The 19,665-nt window shown below is 64.0% G+C and carries 16 protein-coding genes; 8 read left to right on the forward strand and 8 right to left on the reverse strand.

Annotated features, from left to right (window positions below; all coding sequences use genetic code 11):
• Nucleotides 1-6: 6 nt before the first annotated feature.
• From V6767_RS07565 to V6767_RS07580, 4 genes are read right to left on the reverse strand one after another with little or no spacing between them, the layout of a single operon-like run.
• Nucleotides 7-939 (reverse strand): TIM barrel protein, encoded by a 933-nt coding sequence (locus V6767_RS07565; protein WP_448472901.1) that lies wholly within the window; start codon nt 937-939, stop codon nt 7-9.
• Nucleotides 940-962: 23 nt separating this feature from the next.
• Complete coding sequence (locus tag V6767_RS07570; RefSeq protein WP_448472902.1) at nt 963-2,465, reverse strand: glycerol-3-phosphate dehydrogenase; 1,503 nt, start codon at nt 2,463-2,465, stop codon at nt 963-965.
• A complete protein-coding gene (locus V6767_RS07575; protein WP_448472903.1) occupies nt 2,462-4,075 on the reverse strand; it encodes an FGGY family carbohydrate kinase in 1,614 nt (537 codons plus the stop codon). Before V6767_RS07575 ends, V6767_RS07570 begins: the two co-directional genes overlap by 4 nt.
• 12 nt (nt 4,076-4,087) lie before the next feature.
• A complete protein-coding gene (locus V6767_RS07580) occupies nt 4,088-5,053 on the reverse strand; it encodes a sugar-binding transcriptional regulator (RefSeq protein ID WP_448472904.1) in 966 nt (321 codons plus the stop codon).
• A gap of 478 nt (nt 5,054-5,531) precedes the next feature.
• Between V6767_RS07580 and V6767_RS07585 the strand changes: the two genes are divergently transcribed.
• The 8 genes from V6767_RS07585 (at nt 5,532) to V6767_RS07620 (ending at nt 15,199) form a co-directional block, all read left to right on the forward strand.
• Nucleotides 5,532-6,200, forward strand: a complete 669-nt coding sequence (locus V6767_RS07585) for a DUF2291 family protein (protein WP_448472905.1) — start codon at nt 5,532-5,534, stop codon at nt 6,198-6,200.
• The gene (locus V6767_RS07590) at nt 6,197-7,738 is read left to right on the forward strand and encodes a sugar ABC transporter ATP-binding protein (RefSeq protein ID WP_448472906.1); all 1,542 of its coding nucleotides are present in this window, start codon (nt 6,197-6,199) and stop codon (nt 7,736-7,738) included. Before V6767_RS07585 ends, V6767_RS07590 begins: the two co-directional genes overlap by 4 nt.
• A 28-nt stretch (nt 7,739-7,766) precedes the next feature.
• Nucleotides 7,767-8,879, forward strand: a complete 1,113-nt coding sequence (locus tag V6767_RS07595) for an ABC transporter permease (protein ID WP_448472907.1) — start codon at nt 7,767-7,769, stop codon at nt 8,877-8,879.
• 75 nt (nt 8,880-8,954) lie between these two features.
• Nucleotides 8,955-9,908 (forward strand): substrate-binding domain-containing protein, encoded by a 954-nt coding sequence (locus tag V6767_RS07600; protein ID WP_448472908.1) that lies wholly within the window; start codon nt 8,955-8,957, stop codon nt 9,906-9,908.
• 389 nt (nt 9,909-10,297) lie between these two features.
• Entirely contained in the window at nt 10,298-11,152 is an 855-nt protein-coding gene (locus V6767_RS07605; RefSeq protein WP_448472909.1) for a DeoR/GlpR family DNA-binding transcription regulator, read from the forward strand.
• A gap of 86 nt (nt 11,153-11,238) precedes the next feature.
• Nucleotides 11,239-12,768, forward strand: coding sequence for an FGGY-family carbohydrate kinase (locus V6767_RS07610; protein WP_448472910.1), 1,530 nt, complete (start codon nt 11,239-11,241; stop codon nt 12,766-12,768).
• Nucleotides 12,765-13,541, forward strand: coding sequence for a DeoR/GlpR family DNA-binding transcription regulator (locus V6767_RS07615; RefSeq protein ID WP_448472911.1), 777 nt, complete (start codon nt 12,765-12,767; stop codon nt 13,539-13,541). The genes V6767_RS07610 and V6767_RS07615 overlap by 4 nt, the downstream gene beginning before the upstream one ends.
• Complete coding sequence (locus V6767_RS07620; RefSeq protein ID WP_448472912.1) at nt 13,538-15,199, forward strand: glycerol-3-phosphate dehydrogenase/oxidase; 1,662 nt, start codon at nt 13,538-13,540, stop codon at nt 15,197-15,199. The genes V6767_RS07615 and V6767_RS07620 overlap by 4 nt, the downstream gene beginning before the upstream one ends.
• A gap of 267 nt (nt 15,200-15,466) precedes the next feature.
• Here the strand turns inward: V6767_RS07620 and V6767_RS07625 are convergent, their stop codons facing one another.
• The 4 genes from V6767_RS07625 to V6767_RS07640 form a co-directional block, all read right to left on the reverse strand.
• A complete protein-coding gene (locus V6767_RS07625; protein ID WP_448472913.1) occupies nt 15,467-15,928 on the reverse strand; it encodes a MarR family winged helix-turn-helix transcriptional regulator in 462 nt (153 codons plus the stop codon).
• A gap of 72 nt (nt 15,929-16,000) precedes the next feature.
• Complete coding sequence (locus tag V6767_RS07630) at nt 16,001-16,420, reverse strand: RidA family protein (RefSeq protein WP_230722067.1); 420 nt, start codon at nt 16,418-16,420, stop codon at nt 16,001-16,003.
• A 68-nt stretch (nt 16,421-16,488) separates the two neighbouring features.
• Nucleotides 16,489-17,232: an SDR family NAD(P)-dependent oxidoreductase gene (locus V6767_RS07635; RefSeq protein WP_448472914.1), complete on the reverse strand. Its 744-nt coding sequence runs from the start codon at nt 17,230-17,232 to the stop codon at nt 16,489-16,491.
• Entirely contained in the window at nt 17,229-19,508 is a 2,280-nt protein-coding gene (locus V6767_RS07640) for a bifunctional salicylyl-CoA 5-hydroxylase/oxidoreductase (RefSeq protein WP_448472915.1), read from the reverse strand. Before V6767_RS07640 ends, V6767_RS07635 begins: the two co-directional genes overlap by 4 nt.
• Nucleotides 19,509-19,665: the final 157 nt, after the last annotated feature.

The raw sequence follows: 19,665 nt of genomic DNA on the forward strand, positions 1-19,665 counted from the left end.
ACGCCCTCAGATTTTCAGGTCGCCGGCGCCGGTATCGATATAGGGCGCCCAGAAGGCCACGCTTTCGGCGATATGCGGGATCACCTCACGGTCATTGGGCTCGCGCTCCTTGAAGCTGAGTTCGAGGCAGATTTCGTTGTCGACCGCCCCGCCCTCGGCAAACGCCTGCAACAGCGGCTCCGGCTGGATCTGGCCCTTGGCGTTGAACGCCGCGGTGAACGGGCGATGGCCGCCCTTGTCCATCAGGCTCTGCTTGATGTGGATGATCGGGGAGACCTTCGGCACCGCACGCGCCCAGGCATAGGGGTCGTAGTCGTCGGGATTGTCAGAGGTGACGTCGCCATGGTCGATATCGGCCATCATCCACATCGGCACCGCCATGTTGGCGGCCGTGAGACGATCCTGCAGCGCCATGCAGTCCGCGATTGTGTGGCCGAATTCGCGGCCGACCGACATCGGCTCCCAGAAAACATAGGAAAGGCCGGCGGCCTTTGCATGTTCGGCCACCTCGGCCCAGCAGTCGATCGCGATCGTGATCAGGTCCTTGCGGCGCTTGGGATCGTCGTAATCGGCAAAGGTGAGGATCGCGAACTGGGTGCCGACCGAGACGCCGCCGAGATCGCCGATGATATCGGCAAAGGTCTTGAACCAGTCGACATAATAGCGCCGCACGTCGCGGTCGGGATGGCCGAAATGGTTGAGCCGGCCATAGGGGCCGGTCATGCCCGAGGTGACCCTGACCCCGGTGCGCTGGAGCGCGCCATCCATCTCCCGCGTGAGCCGACGGATAACCGGGGCGGGCCAGGATGGGTTGATAAATTCATGGGTGAGCTGAAGGTCGCGCAGCTTCAGGTCGCGCGCGGTGGTCTCGATCAGGTCCACCGGATCGGCGAAGCGGTTGACGAGCGGATTGGTGTTCAGGGAAAGCGTCAGCGGCATCGCTCAGGCCTTTCGTTTTGAATTCACGTCAGTTCGGCGTCGAACCAGACGGTGAAGGCGGCCTGCTCGGCATCGCTCAGATGCAGGCGATGCTTGGTGCGCCGCCACAGCACGTCCTCTGCGGTGCGCGCCCATTCATGTTCGACAAGATAGCGCGCCTCGGCCTCGTAGAGATTGCCGCCGAAATGACGGCCCAGCCCCTCAATGCCATCAGCCGAACCGACGATATCGGCGATCGCCGTGCCATAAAGCCGGCCATAATGGCGGCGCAACGAAGACGGCATCCACGGATAGTCGGTCTTCATCCTGTCGCGGAAGGTCTCGTAATCGGCGTTTTCCATGTCGCCGCCGGGCAGCGGCGCGCTGTCGGTCCAGTCACCGCCCATGCCGGGAAAGAATTTCTTGAGCTTGTGCATGCCGCGCTCGGCAAGCTCGCGAAACGTAGTGATCTTGCCGCCGAAGACGTTGAGCATCGGCGCGCCGCCGGTCTCGTCGAGATCGAACACATAGTCGCGGGTCACGGCCGACGGATTGCCCTGGCCATCATCGAACAGCGGGCGCACGCCGGAGAAGGTTTCCTCGACATCGTCGCGCGTAAGCTTCTGCTTGAAGTATCGGTTAACCACGTCGAGCAGGTACTGGATCTCGCCCTCGTCGGCCTGCACTTCCTCGGCATGGCCCTCATAGGCGATGTCGGTGGTGCCGATCAGCGCCTTGTTGCCCTCATAGGCATTGATGAAGATCACCCGCTTGTCGTGGTTCTGGACCAGGTAGCTGTGCGGCCCCTCCCAGAACTTCTCGGTGATGATATGGCTGCCCTTGACCAGGCGGACATTGCGGCTGGAATTGGAGCCGGCGACGCGGCGTACCACGTCGTTCACCCAGGGGCCTGCCGCATTGACCAGGATTTTCGCCCGGAAGGTCCGCGCCTCGCCGGTCATCATGTCCTTGGTCTCGATCGTCCAGCCGCCATCCTCGCGCCGCGCGGAGACACACGGCGTGCGCGTCAGAACGGTGGCGCCCTTGCGGGCGGCATCGACCGCGTTCAGCACCACGAGGCGGGCATCGTCCACCCAACAGTCGGAATACTCAAAACCGCGCGTGTACTTGTCGAGGAGCGGCGCGCCGACCGGATCGCGCTTCAGATCGAGCACGCGGGTGCCGGGCAGCTTCTTGCGGCCGCCGAGATGGTCGTAGAGAAACAGGCCGAGGCGAACGAGCCAGGCCGGGCGGTCATCGGGCGAGTGCGGCAGCACGAAGCGCAGCGGCCAGATGATGTGCGGGGCATTGTTCATCAGCACCTCGCGCTCGATCAGCGCCTCGCGCACCAGCCGGAACTCGTAATACTCGAGATAGCGCAAGCCGCCATGGACCAGCTTGCCGGAGCGCGACGAGGTGCCTTCGGCAAGGTCGTCCTTCTCGCACAGCACCACGGAAAGGCCGCGGCCGGCGGCATCGCGGGCGATGCCCGCGCCGTTGATTCCGCCGCCAATCACAAACAGATCGATCATCCCGGCTTCGCTCATGACTTCGTCCTTTCATCGGCGGCATCGGCCGCGCCATCGCGTTCGGCGCGGCGATCCTTCGCCATTGCATTCCAGATCGGTTCCAGCGCGCGGCGCGCGGCGGCATAGGTCGGATAGCGCCGCTGATAGAGCGCGGCCATTGCCGGATCGGGGCGCTCGGCCTCGCCCAGAAGCGGCGTGACCCATTCGCCGATGCAGCGCTCCATATCGGGATAAACGCCGATCGCGACCGCCGCCATCATGGCAGCACCCGCCGCACCGGCTTCCTCGCGCGCGGAAACCCTGACCGGCGCGCCGATTGTCGCCGACAGCACGGAGCGCAGGCCGCGCGAGCGGGCGGCCCCGCCTGTGAGGCGCAATTCGCCCGGCATCTCGCCCATTTCGGCGTAGCAATCATGCGCCGCCATCGCGAGGCCCTCGACCACCGCCCGCACCAGATCGGGATAACGATGGCCGGCCGAAAGGCCGATGAAGCCCGCCCGGGCATCGGCATTGATGAACGGACCGCGCTCGCCGGCCTCGGAAATATAGGGGTGGTAGAGGAGCGATCCCGGCCGTGCCCGCGAAAGCCAGTCGTCGATCTTCCCGACCAGATCGCGGTGCGTCGCCTCCACGCCCATATCGGCAAGCAGGCCGCGGCCCACCTCCAGCACCCAGTCGATATTCAGCGTCGCCGCCATATTGGTCTGGACCTGGGTGACCATGTCCGGCACCGGCAGCGCGATGACATAACCGGTGTTGTCGTCGTTGAGCCGGACCTCTGATGCGTGGACGGCGCGCATATGCACGCCGGTCGAGCCGATGGTGGAACAGGCCGTGCCCGCGCCGCCGGTATAGACGCCGGCGCCAAGCGCGGTCATCACCATGTCGACATAGCCGAGGCTGACCGGCGTTCCGGCAAGAAGCCCGGCCTGGCTCGCCGCATCGGCGCTCAGGGGATGCGTGGTTTCGGTGCCATCGACGATCTCCGGCAGCAGATGCCGGAAGTCGCGCAGGCCGAGGGTCTCGATCACGCCGTCATCATAGGCGCGGTTGCGGAAATTGCCGAAGGTGAAGCTCGCCTCGGAGGGGTCGGTCGCCCGCACGCCGGTGAGGTTGAGATAGAGCCAGTCCTTGCAATGGAGCGCCACCGCGGCATTGGCCAGAAGCTCCGGCCGAGTCGCCGCCATATGCGCCATCTGCGCGCCCTGCTGGCAGGTATTGAGACCGGTGCCGGTCGCCTCGAACCGGGCGCGTTCGCCCGCGCCCTTGTTCAGCCGGTCGACGGTGGGGGCTGCGCGGGCGTCGAGCCACAGCCAGGCATCGCCGACCGGCCTGTGGTCGCCATCGGCAAGCCAGGTGCCATCGCCCTGCCCCGTCACGGCAATCGCCGCCGTGCGGGCGGCAAGCCCCTCGACCTTGTCGCCGAGATGGCGGAGCGCCTCCGCGCAATCGTCCCATGTTTCCGCCATGGACTGGGTCGCGGAACCGTCATGGCCGGTCCGGTAGCGGTTCTTCACCGCCGCCTCGGCAATCTGCCTTCCGCCGAGGTCGAAGGCGACGGCTTTGATCACCGATGTGCCGGCATCGATGCCGATCAGAATATCGCCGCGTCCGCTGTGACTGGCCATGATGCTGCCTCCCTACCCGGTCCTGCCGTCAGCAAGCGCCGTCGCGGTCGCCTCGTCGGTGATCAGGCCGCTGATCGTGCCGCTGCGCAGCACCGCAGCCATGGCATTGAGTTTCTCCTCGCCGCCCGCGATCGCGACGATCCGGCGGTTGCCCAGCGCTCTGATATCGAGCGACACGGTGCGGGCCGAAAGCGAGGTCTCGACAAGCTGACCGTCGCGGTCGAAGAAGTGGCCGAGCACCTCGCCGGCGCCGCCGCGCTCCTGCACCTCGCCGATCTCGGCGACATCGATCATATGAGATGCCACAAGCTGCGCGCCCGGATTGGCGGTGCCGATGCCGACCAGCATCAGATCGGAGCGGGCCGCGAGGTCGATCACCTGCGACACGCCGCGCTGGGCGAGAAACACCTCGCGGTCGGCGGCCGTGTTGGCGAAGAACGGGATCGGCATGACATAGGCCGAGGCGCCGGTCTTTTCGGCAAGCCGGTGGATGACGTCGTGAGGGTTGGCGGCGTAGTTGCGGGTCAGCCCGCCCATCAGCGACACAAAGCGCACGCCGTTGGCCGTAATGCGCGGCAGCGCGTCCACCGCGCTCGCGAGCGTCCGGCCATGGCCGACGCCAATCACCTCCGAGCGCTCGGATTCGATTTCCTGGCGGATGAAGCGCGCGCCCGCAATGCCGAGGGCTCTGAGCGGCATCCCGCGCTCGCCGAGATCGGGAACCACCTCGCAATGGGTCAGGCCGAATTCTTCCGACAGCCGGGTTTCGAGCGCGACGCATTCGGCGACGTCGCCATCGATCGAAACCTTCACCGCGCCGCTCTGGTTGGCCCAGGCGATCAGCCGGTGGGCCTTGACGGTGGAGATGTCCAGACGCGCGGCAACCTCGGCCTGGGTCAGTCCGCCCCCGTAATGAAGCCACGCGGCGCGTAGCGCCATGCTCTCGTCAAAATCGCGCCGTCGACCCGCTCGCGCCATGCTCTCTCCCTTTTTGTAATTTTTTATATTTATGGCAATTTATTTCACCAGAACCGCATTCTGTCAATGAAGCGAACATGATCTTGCATGATAAGGCAGGCCGTACAAACCGCCTTTCATCGCCAGAACTATAGGGATTAGCGTATCCGGAAAGGATGGGGCTCGGCTGGATCAAGCGCCCGTCAAGCGGATTTTGATCGCGGTGATTGACAGCCAAGTTTAATTATAACATAGTTTGCCGAATAGATAACATAGCGATAACACGAACTGTTATCCGTGGCCGCCGGTTCAGCCGGCCGTGCCGAAGCAGCGAGAGGACGTTGCGGAGGCGCGCCATCAAGGAGCCGCAAGGGAGGAGCGACCTGATGCCAACACTGCCATTAATCTGCCGTGTCCGCCTTCTGGCGTCGCCTGCCGCCCGCGGGGTCGGCGGCGCGCTTTCATGTTCAAAATTCCAGCGTCTGAAGGTCACCTCCTGATGAGTGCACAAACCACAAACCCTTCTTCCGCCCCCTCCGCCCGTCCGCGCGGCTCGAAACTGCCGATGATCATCGGCACGCTCGCGGTCGTGGTCGTCGTCGCGGCCATGGCCTTCGACACCAAGGTCGTGCGCATCGGCACCGCCGAGCATGTGACGGAAGACGGTTTCTCGCCGGAGGCCTTCGGAGCCGAGAACTTCCCGATTGTTCAAAAAAGCGTCGAGGACCGGGCCGTGGATGCGGCAACGCTTGCGAGCGACATCGCCGCCGACAAGGACGCCGCGATCGAGAAATATGGCGTGAAGGCCGGGATCGGCGCGGTGATGCCGGTCAGCTTCACCGGCGTTGCCGGCGAAGCCAAGAGCGGCATCTACCCGGTCGCCGTCGAAGGCGTGCCGGAAGAGATCAACATCCGCGTCCAGACCGGCCCGGCGATCAACGGCACCGACCTGCGCGACGCCACCGGCACGATCGCCTTCGGCCAGTTCAAGAACCAGATCGAGTATCAGGACGCCGGCTCCGCACTGAACAACGAGATGAAGAAGGACGTGCTCGCCGGTATCGACACCGCGAACCTTTCCGGCAAGACGATCTCCGTCACCGGCGTCTTCAAGCTGATCAATCCGAAGAACTGGCTGGTTACGCCGGTGGAGATGAGCGTAGAATGACCAGGACAACCGACAACCCGCGCAGCAGGGACGAGGTCGTCCTCGCGGCCCGCAACATCGCCAAGTCCTACGGCAATATCCACGCGCTGAAGGGCGTCAATTTCGACGTCCATTACGGCAGCGTCACCACGCTGTTCGGCGAAAACGGCGCCGGCAAGTCAACGCTGATGAAGGTGCTTTCCGGCATCGTGCGCCCCACCTCCGGCGAGATCATTCTCGACGGCGCACCGGTGACCTTCAGCTCGGCCGCCGATGCGGCGTCCCAGGGCATTTCGATCATTCACCAGGAGCTCAGCCTCGCGCCCAACATGAATGTGCGCGACAATATCTTCATGGGCCGCGAGATCCGCACCGCCAAGGGCGTCGATTTCGCCGAGGAGGAACGCCAGACCCGCATACTGATGGAGGAGCTGGAAGAGGACATCGATCCGCTGACGCCGGTGGAGGACCTGCGTCTCGGCCAGCAGCAGATCGTCGAGATCGCCCGCGCGCTTTCCGTCAATTCCCGTATCCTGATCATGGACGAGCCGACCTCGGCGCTCAGCGCCTCGGAGGTCGAGGTGCTGTTCAAGGTGATCGCGGACCTGAAAAGCCGCGGCGTCTCGATCGTCTACATTTCGCACCACCTGGAAGAAGCGCTGCAGATCACCGATCATGCCGTGGTTCTGCGCGACGGCACCATGACCGCTTTCGGCGAGCGCAAGGATATCGATCTCGAATGGATCGTGCGCAACATGGTCGGCGACAATTTCGATCTCGGCTCGCCGCCGACCGGCTATGAATTCGGCGAGGTGAAGCTGTCGCTGCGCGATCTCTGCGTCGAGGATGCCTCCGGCACCGGCCGGCTTGCCGTCGATCATCTGTCGCTCGACCTGCGCGCCGGCGAGATTGTCTGCATTTACGGGCTGATGGGCGCCGGACGCACGGAAATGCTGGAATGCATCGCCGGGCGCAGCCGCAGCGTCGGCGGCCAGATCCTGCTCAATGGCGAGGACGTGTCGCATCTCAGCATTGCCCAGCGGATCGAGGCCGGGCTGGTGCTGGTGCCGGAAGACCGTCAGCGCGACGGGCTGGTGCAGACCATGACCGTCGGCCGCAATCTCTCGCTCGCCTCGATCCCCAGTTTCACCCGCCGGGTCTTCACCTCCCGCAAGGCCGAGCGCGGCATCGTCGAGGGCGCGATTGACGACGTGCATATCAAGACCGATGGCGGCGGTGCGCCGATCGGGTCGCTTTCGGGCGGCAACCAGCAGAAGGTCGTGATCGGTAAGATGCTCGCCACCCATCCGGGCGTGATGCTGCTCGACGAGCCGTCGCGCGGCATCGACATCGGCGCCAAGGCGGAGGTGTTCAAGCTGCTTGGGGAACGCGCCGGGCGCGGGCTTGCGGTGATCTATTCCACCTCGGAAGTCGGCGAATGCTTCAGCGTCGCCCATCGCATCATCGTCATGGCGCGCGGGCAAATCGTCGCCGAGTTCGATCCGTCGGTATCTAAAGAGGAAATCATGGCCGCATCCGGCGAAGCCGTGGCCGCGTGATTTCAGCGTAAAATTTCGGAGCACAATAATGACCGACACACGTCAATTTCAAAAATCCTCCAGCTCCGGCCGGCGCGGCGGCTTCAGCCTCGGGCGCATTCTGCTGGAAGGCCGGGCGTTCTTCGCGCTGATCGCGATCATCGTGGTGTTTTCGCTGCTGTCGCCGGTTTACCTGTCGACCAACAACTTCCTGATCATGTCCTCGCATGTGGCGATTTTCGGCCTCTTGGCAATCGGCATGCTGCTGGTGATCCTGACGGGCGGCATCGACCTTTCGGTCGGCTCGACCCTCGGGCTTGCGGGCTGCATCGCCGGTTTCCTGATGCAGGGCGTCCAGCTCGACATGTTTGGCGTGGTGCTGTTTCCGCCGGTCTGGGTGGTGGTGATCTTGACCTGCCTGGTCGGCGCTTTCATCGGCACGATCAACGGTGTGCTGATCGCCTTCTTCAAGGTGCCCGCCTTCGTGGCGACGCTCGGCCTGCTCTATGTGGCGCGTGGTGCCGCGCTGCTGATGACCAACGGCCTGACCTACAACAATCTCGGCGGCAAGCCGGAGCTCGGCAATACCGGTTTCGACTGGCTCGGCTTCAACCGCCTGTTCGACGTGCCGATCGGCGTGCTGGTGATGGCGGTTGTCGCGATCATTTGCAGCATTCTTCTGACCCGCACCGCCTTTGGCCGCTGGGTCTATTCCACCGGCGGCAATGCGCGCGCGGCGGAGCTTTCGGGCGTTCCGGTCAAGCGGGTGACGGTTTCGGTCTATGTGCTTTCCGGCATCTGCGCCGCGATCGCCGGCCTCGTCCTGTCCTCGCAGCTGACCTCGGCCGGCCCGACCGCCGGCACCACCTATGAGCTGACCGCGATCGCCGCCGTGGTGATCGGCGGCGCGGCGCTGACGGGCGGGCGCGGCAATGTCCGCGGCACGCTGCTCGGCGCCTTCGTCATCGGCTTCCTGTCCGACGGTCTCGTCATCATCGGCGTGTCGTCCTACTGGCAGACCGTGTTCACCGGCGCGGTCATCATTCTCGCGGTGCTGCTCAACAGCATCCAGTACGGCCGCCGCCGGGCCGCAAAGCCGGCCGATGGCGACGCTTCGACCAATACCCCTTCCGCCGCGGGGGCCAAGACCAATACGGCTTGATAGAGCGCGGAAAACCCGCCGGGCAACCGGCATATGAGAAGCATTGAACTGTTCAACCAAGGGAGAGAGAATACCATGTTCAACAAGAGACAGTTTCTGATGTCCATGGCAGCCGCCATCATCGCGGTTCCGCTTGGCGCGGGCGCGGCAATGGCCGACGGCCTGATCTCGATCATCGTCAACGATCCGTCCAACCCCTACTGGTACACGGAAGGCGAAGTGGCCAAGGCGGAAGCCGAAAACCTCGGCTATTCGGCAACGGTTGCCGCCCACAAGGGCGACACCAACACGGAAAGCAACCTGATCGACACCGCCATCACCAACAAGGCCGTGGCGATCATCCTCGACCCGGCCAATGCCGATGGCTCGGTTGGCGCGGTGCGCAAGGCCGTCAATGCCGGCATTCCGGTGTTCCTCGTCAACGCCGAAATCAACCAGGAAGGCCTTGCCAAGTCGCAGCTCGTCTCCAACAACGCCCAGGGTGCAGCACTCGGCGCCATGCAGTGGGTGGAAGATGTCGGCGACAGCGGCAATTACGTCGAACTGTTCGGCGCGCCGTCGGACAACAACGCCCAGACCCGCTCCAACGGTTATGAAACAGTGCTGAGCCAGTATCCGGATCTGGTCAAGGTCGGTCAGGATGTCGCCAACTGGGACCGCACCCAGGGCTACAACAAGATGCAGAGCCTGCTTCAGGCCCATCCGGACATCATCGGCGTGATCAGCGGCAATGACGAGATGGCGCTTGGCGCGATCGCCGCGCTGAAGGAAGCCGGACGTCTGGAAGACGTGAAGGTCGGCGGTTTTGACGGTTCCCCGGATGCCGTTGACGCGATCAAGGCCGGCGAACTGGAATACACCGTGCTCCAGCCGGTCGCGATCTTCTCCAAGGAAGCCGTCAAGCAGGCGGATTCCTTCATCAAGACCGGCAGCACCGGCGTCGACGCCGAAAAGCAGCTCTTCGATTGCCTGCTGATCACCAAGGACAATGTCGACGACTATACCGGCCCGTTTGTGCTGGCCCAGTAAAGTGTAGCTATGGGAGGGGCGCTCTCGGGGCGCCCCCCACTTTGGCGACAAAGCCGCCCCCCCGTCGGACGTCATCCTCGGGCTTGTCCCGAGGATCTAATCACCGCGCAATACGAGCGGAGTTGGCGGTTGGTCATCATTGATTGACGTCCAAACGTGTTTCGCCCGAGACGCCTGTCGTGGTGACACGTGCTTAGACCCTCGGGACAAGCCCGAGGGTGACGGAAGCGTGTGGGGCAGGCTTTTTCCATGACTTTGAGGGGCGTTTGTAAACCGCCCTTCAGCCAGCGCGACGGTTCCGCGCTTACCGCCTGCGAAAGGCATTCACCTGCAGGCAAGAGCCGCCTATAACAACATCCTTCAGCCGCGAGCCGCCGACAGGAACGGGAATGACGAGTCAGAGCAACGACGCCATGGATCATCTGATGTCGGAGGAAATGCCCTCCGATTCCAGACAGGCCCGCCAACTCGCCCGCCGCCAGTTGATCACCGAAACCGTGATGCTGGAAGGGCCGATGCGGATCGAGGACCTGACCGAGCGTTTCGGCATCAGCCTGATGACGGCCCATCGCGACCTCGACGACCTGGTAAGCCGCGGCCTGTTGCGCAAGACACGCGGCACGGTGTCGGCCGCCCCGACAAGCCTGATCGAGGCGAGCGACGTCTACCGCTCCAGCCGCCAGTCGCCCGAAAAGGCCGCGATCGCCGCCGCCGCTGCAAGCTTCATCGAACCGGGCCAGGCGATCTTCGTGGATGATTCCACCACCGTTCTCCATATGGTGCCGCACCTGCAGGACCATGCCCCGCTGACCGTGATCACCAATTCGCTGACGATGATGAACGAATTGCGCGGCCTGCGCGACATCTCCCTGCTGGCGCTTGGCGGCGAGTTCCGCAACTGGTGCAACGCGTTTCTCGGCCGCATGACCACCAATGAAATCGCCAATCTGCGCGCCGATACCGTGTTTCTGTCGATGGCGGCAATCACCGACGACATGGTGTTTCACCAATCCTCCGAAATGATCGACGCCAAGCGCGCCATGCTGGACGCCGCCTCGAAGCGCATTCTTCTGGCCGATCACACCAAGTTCGAGCGCCGCGCGCTGCACAGCCTCGCCGCGCTGACGAATTTCGACACCGTCATCGTCGATGACGGCACGCCGCCCGCCCATATCAAACGGATGCACGCCAAGGGCATCAACGTGGTCGTCGCGCCGCGCAAGACCGACAAACAGTCAAAATGATATAATTGACTCCATGTAACGCTTTTTGATATTAACTTATCAAATTATTCCGTTAATTTTGACCGATACGGTCATCGGAGCGTCCCATGCCGAGTCTTCTTGGAATCGATAACGGCCTGACGGTCACCAAGGCCGTATTGTTCGACACGGACGGCACGGTGCTCTCCGTCGCCCGCCGCCGGGTCCCGCAGTCGATCCCCGCGCCGCGCTTCGTCGAGCGCGACATGGATGGGCTCTGGCGCGCCACCGCCGAGGCGATTGCCGAGGCCGTTTCGCTCAGCGGCCGCCCCGCCTCCGATATTGCCGCCATTGCCGCAACCGCCCATGGCGACGGGCTTTATCTGCTCGATGATACCCATAAACCGCTCGGCCCCGGCATTCTCTCGCTCGACAGCCGCGCCGGCGACATCATCGCGGAATGGGAGAGGGACGGCGTTTCCGAAAGGGCGCTGGCGCTGACCGGGCAGAAACCGCATCTCTCCGCCCCCTCGGCGCTGCTCGCCTGGATCAGACGCCGCCAGCCGGAACGCTACGGCCGGATCGGCGCGGTGCTCGGCTGCAAGGACTGGCTGACCTTTTGCCTCACCGGCCATGTCGGCACCGACCGCACCGAGGCCAGCACATCCTTCACCGATGTGAACACCCAGGACTATTCGTCCGCAGCCGCTGAGCTTTACGGCCTTGAGGAGATTTTTGAGAGGCTCGCGCCGAGCGCCCATTCGGCGTCCGTGATCGGCCATGTCAGTGTCGAGGCCGCCCGCGCGACCGGCCTTGCCGCCGGAACGCCGGTCGCCGCCGGCCTGCATGACGTGACCGCATCCGCGCTCGGGATCGGCGCGCAGAAAGGCGGCGTCATGGGCGTCGTCGCCGGGACCTATTCGATCAACGAGATCGTCTCGGACAAGCCGCTCACCGATCCGCGCTGGTTCTGCCGCAATGCCATCGAACCCGGCCAGTGGAACGCGATGTCGATTTCGCCGGCCTCGGCCGCCAATTACGACTGGTTCCTCGATACGCTCTGCCAGGGCGACCACGACAGGGCCGCTGCCGGCGGACCGCCGATCCATGAGGCCCTTGCCGGCGAGATCGACGCCGCGATCGCGCGTCCCTCCAGCGTGCTGTTCCATCCCTATCTGTTCGGCTCGCCCCATGGAGCGCCCAGCAGCGGCTCCTTCGTCGGGCTGCACGGCTGGCACAATCGCGGCGACATGCTGAAGGCGGTTCTGGAAGGCATTGCCTTCAACCACCGCGAACATGTCGACGCGCTTGCCGACGGGTTTCCGTATGAGGAGGTGCGGCTCACCGGCGGCATCTCGCGCAACGCCGCCTTTGCGCAGATGTTCGCCGATATTCTCAACCACCCGGTCACCGTGACCGGCACCGAGGAGGCAGCCGCCTGGGGCGCTGCCCTTTGCGGCGGCGCGAGCGTCGGGCTTTACAAGGCCCCGACCAACGACCCTCGCGATCTCGACGCCATCAGCCGGACATTCCAGCCGGATGCCGAAAGGGCCGCGGCCTATGACCACCGCTTCGCGGTCTACCGGGATATCTCGGAAGCGCTGAAACCGCATTGGCATGCACTGGAAGCGCTTGGCGACAGGGAGAACGGACAATGACCACGGCAGACAGCCGACGCGAGGAAATCGCGGATTACGTCATCGCCCACGGCCAGGTGCGCATCGACAAGCTGGTCGAACATTTCGGCGTGTCGCGGATGACCATTCACCGCCATATCGATCAGCTCGCCGCCAAGGGCGTGCTCCGCAAGCTACACGGCGCGGTGACCGCCCAGCCCTCGGGCATCTATGAAAGCCTGCACCGCTATCGCGCCACCGTTGCGACCGAGGAAAAGCAGGCGCTGGCAAAGGCCGCGCTCGCCCATATCGAGCCCGGCCAGGTGATCTTTCTCGACGATTCCACCACCGCCGGCGCGACCGCGCCGTTTCTCAACGAGATCGATCCGCTGACCGTGATCTCCAACAGCGTGGCGGTAGCCAATGCGCTCGTTGATGCCGACGTCGTCGATTTCATCTGCCTCGGCGGCCAGTATCACCGTACCTACAACGCCTATATCGACCATATCTGCCTGCGCGCGATCGAGGCGCTCAGGGCGGACCTGCTGATCTGCTCGGCCTCCGCGATCGAGGGCACCACCGCCTTCATCCAGGACCAGCAGGTCGCCCGCGTCAAGCAGACCATGGTCGCCTCCGCCAGCAAATCCATCCTGCTTGCCGACCACACCAAGTTCGGCAAGGTCGCCCTCAATGTATTCGGCGATCTCACCGATTTCGACACCGTGATCGTGACCGACAGCCTCGATCCGGCGGAAGCCGAGCGGCTGCGGAAGGCAGGGGTCAATCTCCAGATCGTGAAGGGCGCTTCCAAATGAGCGACGACACCGCTTTCGACGTGGTCATCATCGGCGCGGGCGTCAACGGCGCCGGGCTTTTCCGCGATCTCTCGCTTCAGGGCGTCAACTGCCTGATCACCGAGAAGGCCGATTTCGGCGCCGGCACCAGCGCCGCGCCCTCGCGGCTGATTCATGGCGGGCTGAAATATCTCGAGACCGGCGAATTCGGCCTCGTCGCCCAGTCAACGCTGGAGCGCAACCTGCTGCTGCGAAACGCGCCCCATTGCGTCGAGCCGCTGCCGACCATGATCCCGATCTTTTCATGGACCAAGGGGATCTGGGCGGCGCTCCGAACGCTGCTCGGCTCCACCAGCGCGCCGCGCAGCCGCGGCGCGGTTCTCGTGAAGATCGGGCTCTGGCTCTACGATTTCTACGGCGCGCGCCACCGGGTGATGCCGCGCCACAAGCTCGTCGGCAGACGCCGGGCGCTTTCCGACATGCCGGGACTGACGGATACGATCGTCGCCGCCGGCACCTATTACGATGCCCGCATCAACCAGCCCGAACGCCTCGTGATGGAAATGATCCGCGACGGACTCGCCGCCAATCCGGGCTCGGCGGCGCTCAACGCCGCGACTATCCGTGAGGCCGATGCCGACCGGATCGTCTTCGCATCCGAAGCCGGCGAAACCCTCTCCGTCAAACCCGGCCTGGTGGTCAACGCCGCCGGCCCGTGGATCGATCACGTCAACGCCATGCTCGGCCTTGAGACCAAGCTGATCGGCGGCACCAAGGGCTCTCACGTGCTGCTGCGCAATGACGAGCTGGTAAAGCGGCTTGCCGGGCGGATGATCTATTTCGAGGCCGATGACGGGCGCATCTGCCTGGTCTATGAATATCTCGGCCTTGCCCTGGCCGGCTCTACCGATATCCCCGCTGACAACCCGGATTCGGTGCGCTGCGAGGATGACGAGATCGCCTATTTCATCAACAGCCTCAAGGCGCTGCTGCCGGGTCTCGATATCGATGAGGAGCAGATCGTCTATGCCTATAGCGGCATCCGACCGCTGCCGGCCTCCGACGCCGATATTCCGGGGCTGATCAGCCGCGATCATTCCGCCCCGGTTCTGGAAGCCGACGATGACCGGCACTTCGCGATCATCCCGCTGATCGGCGGAAAGTGGACGACGTTCCGGGGTTTTGCGGAGGAGGTGGCCGATACGATTCTCAAACGCCTCGGCCGCGACCGTCGCGTCTCCACCGAGAAAAGCCCGATCGGCGGCGGCAGGAATTTCCCCACCGACGCGGCGGCGCGGCGGGCATGGATTGCCGATGCGGCCCATGCAACCGGACTTTCCGAAACCCGGATCGACGAACTGCTGACCCGCTACGGCACCACCGCCCGCGCCATCGCCGCCTATGAGGCGAGCTTCGGCAATCAGGAGCGCCTGCCGCAGGCCAGCGACTATTCCGTGGCCGAGATCGACTGGATCGTCCGCAACGAATTCGTCACCCACCTCGCCGACATCGTCATGCGCCGCACCACGCTTGCCATCACCGGCAGGCTGCACAGGAGCGATATCGAGCGCATTGCCGAAGTGGCTGGCGACGTGCTCGGCTGGAGCGCGGAAACCCGCGCGGCCGAAATCGCGACGGTGGAAGAGCACCTGCGCTCGGTGAACCGGGTGCGGCTGTAGCTGCACCCTTTCAATATGCCTCACCCGATGACGCTGACAGGGCCATAGGACGGGACAACTGCGCCCGAAACACCCCACTCTCAGAACCGACAAAGCAACCGTCCGCCGAACCGGGCGGTTCAAAAGCCACGCTCATCCATCTTGTTCAGAAGATGACGGTGATTCTATAATGGACCGAAGAGGAGAGGGTGGCGCGTATGCGCCGGGTAAGGGCAAGCAGCCTATCCGCGCATGAAGAGCGTGCGGCCGTGTAAGCCCGCCAACCCCTCAAGAATGCGGCTTATGGCGGATATCCATCATGATCGAGATTGCGCGGGCAATGTCCGGTTCGGCGATTTCGGCGAAGATCTCGTCGATCCAGCCGCGATGGACGGCGGTCGCCTCGTCCATCAGCGCCTTGCCCTTGTCGGTGATGCGCACCAGAAAGGCGCGGCGGTCGGTCTCCTGGTTCTCGCGCTCAACGAGACCGTCGGCAACCAGCTTTTCGATCACGCCGGTGACATTGCCGTTGGAGACCACGAGCTGCTTGGAAAGCTCGCTCATGCGCATGCCCTCGGGGGCCGCGTGCAGCGCTGCCATCACGTCGAAACGCGGCAGCGTCATGCCGTAATTCTCGCGCAGCCGCTCCCTGAGATTGCCCTCCACATGGCGCACCGCCTTCAGCATCTGCAGCCAGAGGCGCACGCGCTGGGTGGCAAGGGCCGGGTCTTTGACTTCATGGGCGGTCATGGCGGATTCTCTCTTCTTCCGTAACCGCTCTAGCCGTATTTGCTTCAAACCTCAACCAGATTGCGGCAGGACTTACCCGGCGGGGATCACCGCGGTCGCCTCGATTTCCACCTTGGCCGCGTCTTCCATCAGGGCGACGACCTGAACCACGGCCATGGCCGGGAAATGGCGGCCCATCACCTTGCGGTAGACCAGGCCAAGTTCCTTGAGGTTGTCGAGATATTCGCGCTTGTCGGTGATGTACCAGGTCAGCCGCACCACGTGCTCCGGCCGGGCGCCGGCTTCGGCGAGCACGGCAACGATATTGCGCAGCGTCTGTTCGAACTGGCCGACGAGATCGTCATGCTCGAATTCCTGCCGGGCATTCCAGCCGATCAGACCGCCGGTGAAGACCATGCGGCCCGTGGCGGCCATGCCGTTGGCGTAGCCGCGGGCGGGGACCCAGCCTTCTGGCTCGAGAAACTGGTGCGGCGATTGCGAGTACGATGTCATGCCTGAACTTTCAAATACGAACCTGATGGGCGGTCTTTCCTCGGTGTTTAGATGGGCGGTGGGCGAATTCATACCTCGCCCCCCGAAATCGAAATCGCCTGTCCGGTGACCATGGCGGCGCGGTCGGAGGCAAGCCACAGCACGGCCTCCGCCACATCCTCCGGCGGCACCAGCCGCTTCATCGGATTGCTGGCCTCAAGGGCCGCGCGGGCCTCCTCGGCGCTGCGGCCCGTGGTCTCGACGACCCGGGCGATCGAGCGCTCGGTCATCTCGGTATCGAGAAAGCCGGGGCAGATCGCGTTTACCGTGATGTCCTTGCGGGCATATTCGAGCGCGGTCGATCTGACCAGCCCGACGATGCCATGTTTTGCTGCCGCATAGGGCGCGACATAGGCATAGCCCTTCAGGCCGGCGGTGGAGGCGATCGCGATCAGCCGGCCCTTGCGCCCCGCCATCGCCTTCGCGCCCTCGCGCAAGGTGAGGAAGGTGCCCGTCAGATTGACGGCCAACATTGCGTTGAAGCTTTCGAGCGTGGTCGCGGCGAACGGTGCGCTCTCGGATGCACCGGCATTGGCGACCACGATATCGAGCGGCCCGGCGGCGGCAAACAGCGCGATCACCTGCGCCTCATCGGTGATGTCGCAGGTCATCGCCGAGATCGCCTTGTGGCTATCGGCCACGGTCTCCAGGGCCTCGCGCCTGCGCCCGCAAATGATCACCTGGGCGCCGGCATCGGCCAGCGCACGGGCAATCACCGCGCCAACGCCCGAGCCGCCGCCTGTGACCAGCGCCTTTTTGCCGGTAAGCGTCATGACATCGCCTTCGCGCGTTCGGCAAGCGTATTGGCCTGCCGGCGGCCGCCCTCATAGGGCGCGGGCCATGCCTGTTCGGTATCGCCGAGTTCGACGGCCGCATGCAGCGTCCAGTAGGGATCGGCCAGATGCGGGCGGGCGAGCAGCACCAGATCGGCGCGGCCGGCCATCAGGATCGAGTTGACGTGGTCAGCCTCGTAGATATTGCCGGCGACCATGGTCGGCAGGTGAATATCGTTGCGCACCCGGTCGGAGAACGGCACCTGGAACATGCGGCCATAGACCGGCTGTTCGTCCTTGGTGGTCTGGCCGGAGGAGACGTTGATGGCATCCGCGCCGGCTTCCTTGAAGGCTTCGGCAATCTTCAGCGCCTCGTCGGGCTCGACGCCCGCCTCGCCCACCCAGTCATGGGCGGAGATGCGCACCGTCATCGGCTTTTCGGCGGGCCAGGCCGCGCGCATGGCGGCGAACACTTCCAGCGGAAAGCGCATCCGGTTTTCCAGGCTGCCGCCATATTCGTCCTCGCGCCGGTTGGTGACCGGCGAGATGAAGGAGGCGAGCAGATAGCCGTGGGCGGCGTGCATTTCTACCATGTCGAAACCGGCAGCGTCGGCTGCCTTCACGGAGGCGACGAACTGGTCGCGCACCATGTCCATGTCGGCCCGGTCCATTGCCTTCGGCGTCTGGCTTTCGGGCGTATAGGGAATGGCCGAGGCCGAGATCAGCGGCCAGTTGCCGTCGACAAGCGGCATGTCCATGCCTTCCCAGGCGACCCGGGTGGAACCCTTGCGGCCGGCATGACCGATCTGGGCGCAGATCTTCGCATCGGTCTCGGCGTGGACGAAGTCGGCCAGCCGCTTCCAGGCCGGCACCTGTTCGTCGGTGATGCAGGGGCAGCCGGGCGTGATCCGGCCTTCCGGCGAAACGCAGAGCATTTCGGTGAAGACCAGACCCGCGCCGCCCTTGGCGCGCTCGGCATAGTGGACGAAATGCCAGTCGGTCGGCATGCTGTCCTTCGCCTTGTACTGCGCCATCGGCGAGACCACGACGCGGTTCTTCAGCTCCATGTCGCGCAGCTTGAACGGGGCGAACATCGGCCGCCGCGTCGACTGGCTGCCGGCCTGTTTCTGGAACCAGGCTTCCGCCGTCGCCAGCCATTCGGGATCGCGCAGGCGCAGGTTTTCGTGGCCGATGCGCTGCGAGCGGGTCAGCAGCGAATAGTTGAACTGCATCAGATCGAGCTCGAGATAGCGCTCCACCTCCTCGAACCATTCGGTGGAGTTGCGGGCAGCCGAGGTAACGCGCAGCACCTGCAGCTTGCGCTCGGCCTCGTAATCGTCCAGCGCCTTTTCGAGCGGCTTGCCGGAATTGAGCTCGTCGGCGAGGGCGGCCGCACTCTCCATGCCGAGCTTGCTGCCGGAACCGATCGAGAAATGCGCGGTCGCCGAGGCATCGCCGAGCAGAACCACATTGTCGAAATGCCAGTTTTCGCAGACCACGCGCGGAAACCGGATCCAGGCCGAACCGCGAATATGGTTGGCATTGGTCATCAGGCTGTGACCGCCGAGGTGACGGGCGAAGATCTTCTCGCAGGTGGCGATGCTTTCCTGCTGGCTCATCTCGCCAAAGCCATAGGCCTCGAACACTTCCGGCCCGCATTCGACGATGAAGGTCGCGGTATCGTCATCGAACTGGTAGGCATGGGCCCAGATCCAGCCCTTGTCGGTCTTCTCGAAGATGAAGGTGAAGGCGTCGTCGAATTTCTGTTTGGTGCCGAGCCACACGAAATGATTGCGGCGCATGTCGATCGACGGCTGGAACTTGTCTTCGTAAAGCTTGCGGGTGCGCGAGTTCAGCCCGTCGGCGGCAATCACGAGGTCGTTTTCGGCGCGCAGTCTTTCAATGGCGGCGTCATCGATCTCGGATTCGAATTCCAGTTTGACGCCGAGTTCGCGGGCGCGTTCCTGCAGCAGGACCAGAAGCCGCATACGCCCGATGCCGCAAAAACCATGACCGCCCGACGTCATGCTCTCCTCGCCGCGCACCACCTTCACATCGTCCCAATAGGCGAAATTGTCGCGGATCGACTGCACGACAACCGGGTCGTTGCCCTTGAAATTCTCCAGCGTTTCGTCGGAAAACACCACGCCCCAGCCGAATGTATCGTCATGGCGGTTGCGCTCGTAGACGGTAATGTCGTGGCCGCTGTCGCGCAGCTTCATCGAGATCGCGAAGTAAAGGCCCGAGGGCCCGCCGCCCAGAACTGCGATTTTCATGTCTGGTTTCCCCTGTCGCTGCGTGTGGTGCTTGATGCGAAAATTAATTTGAATTTAAAATAAATTGGGTTTGGGGGTGGTGTCAAGCGCGGGTTTGGCTGGCCACGGCGTCGGGCAGCTCTCTTTGATCGCAAGCAGCATAAGTTCAGGCGCATCC

It is taken from the genome of Martelella sp. FLE1502, from assembly GCF_053484255.1.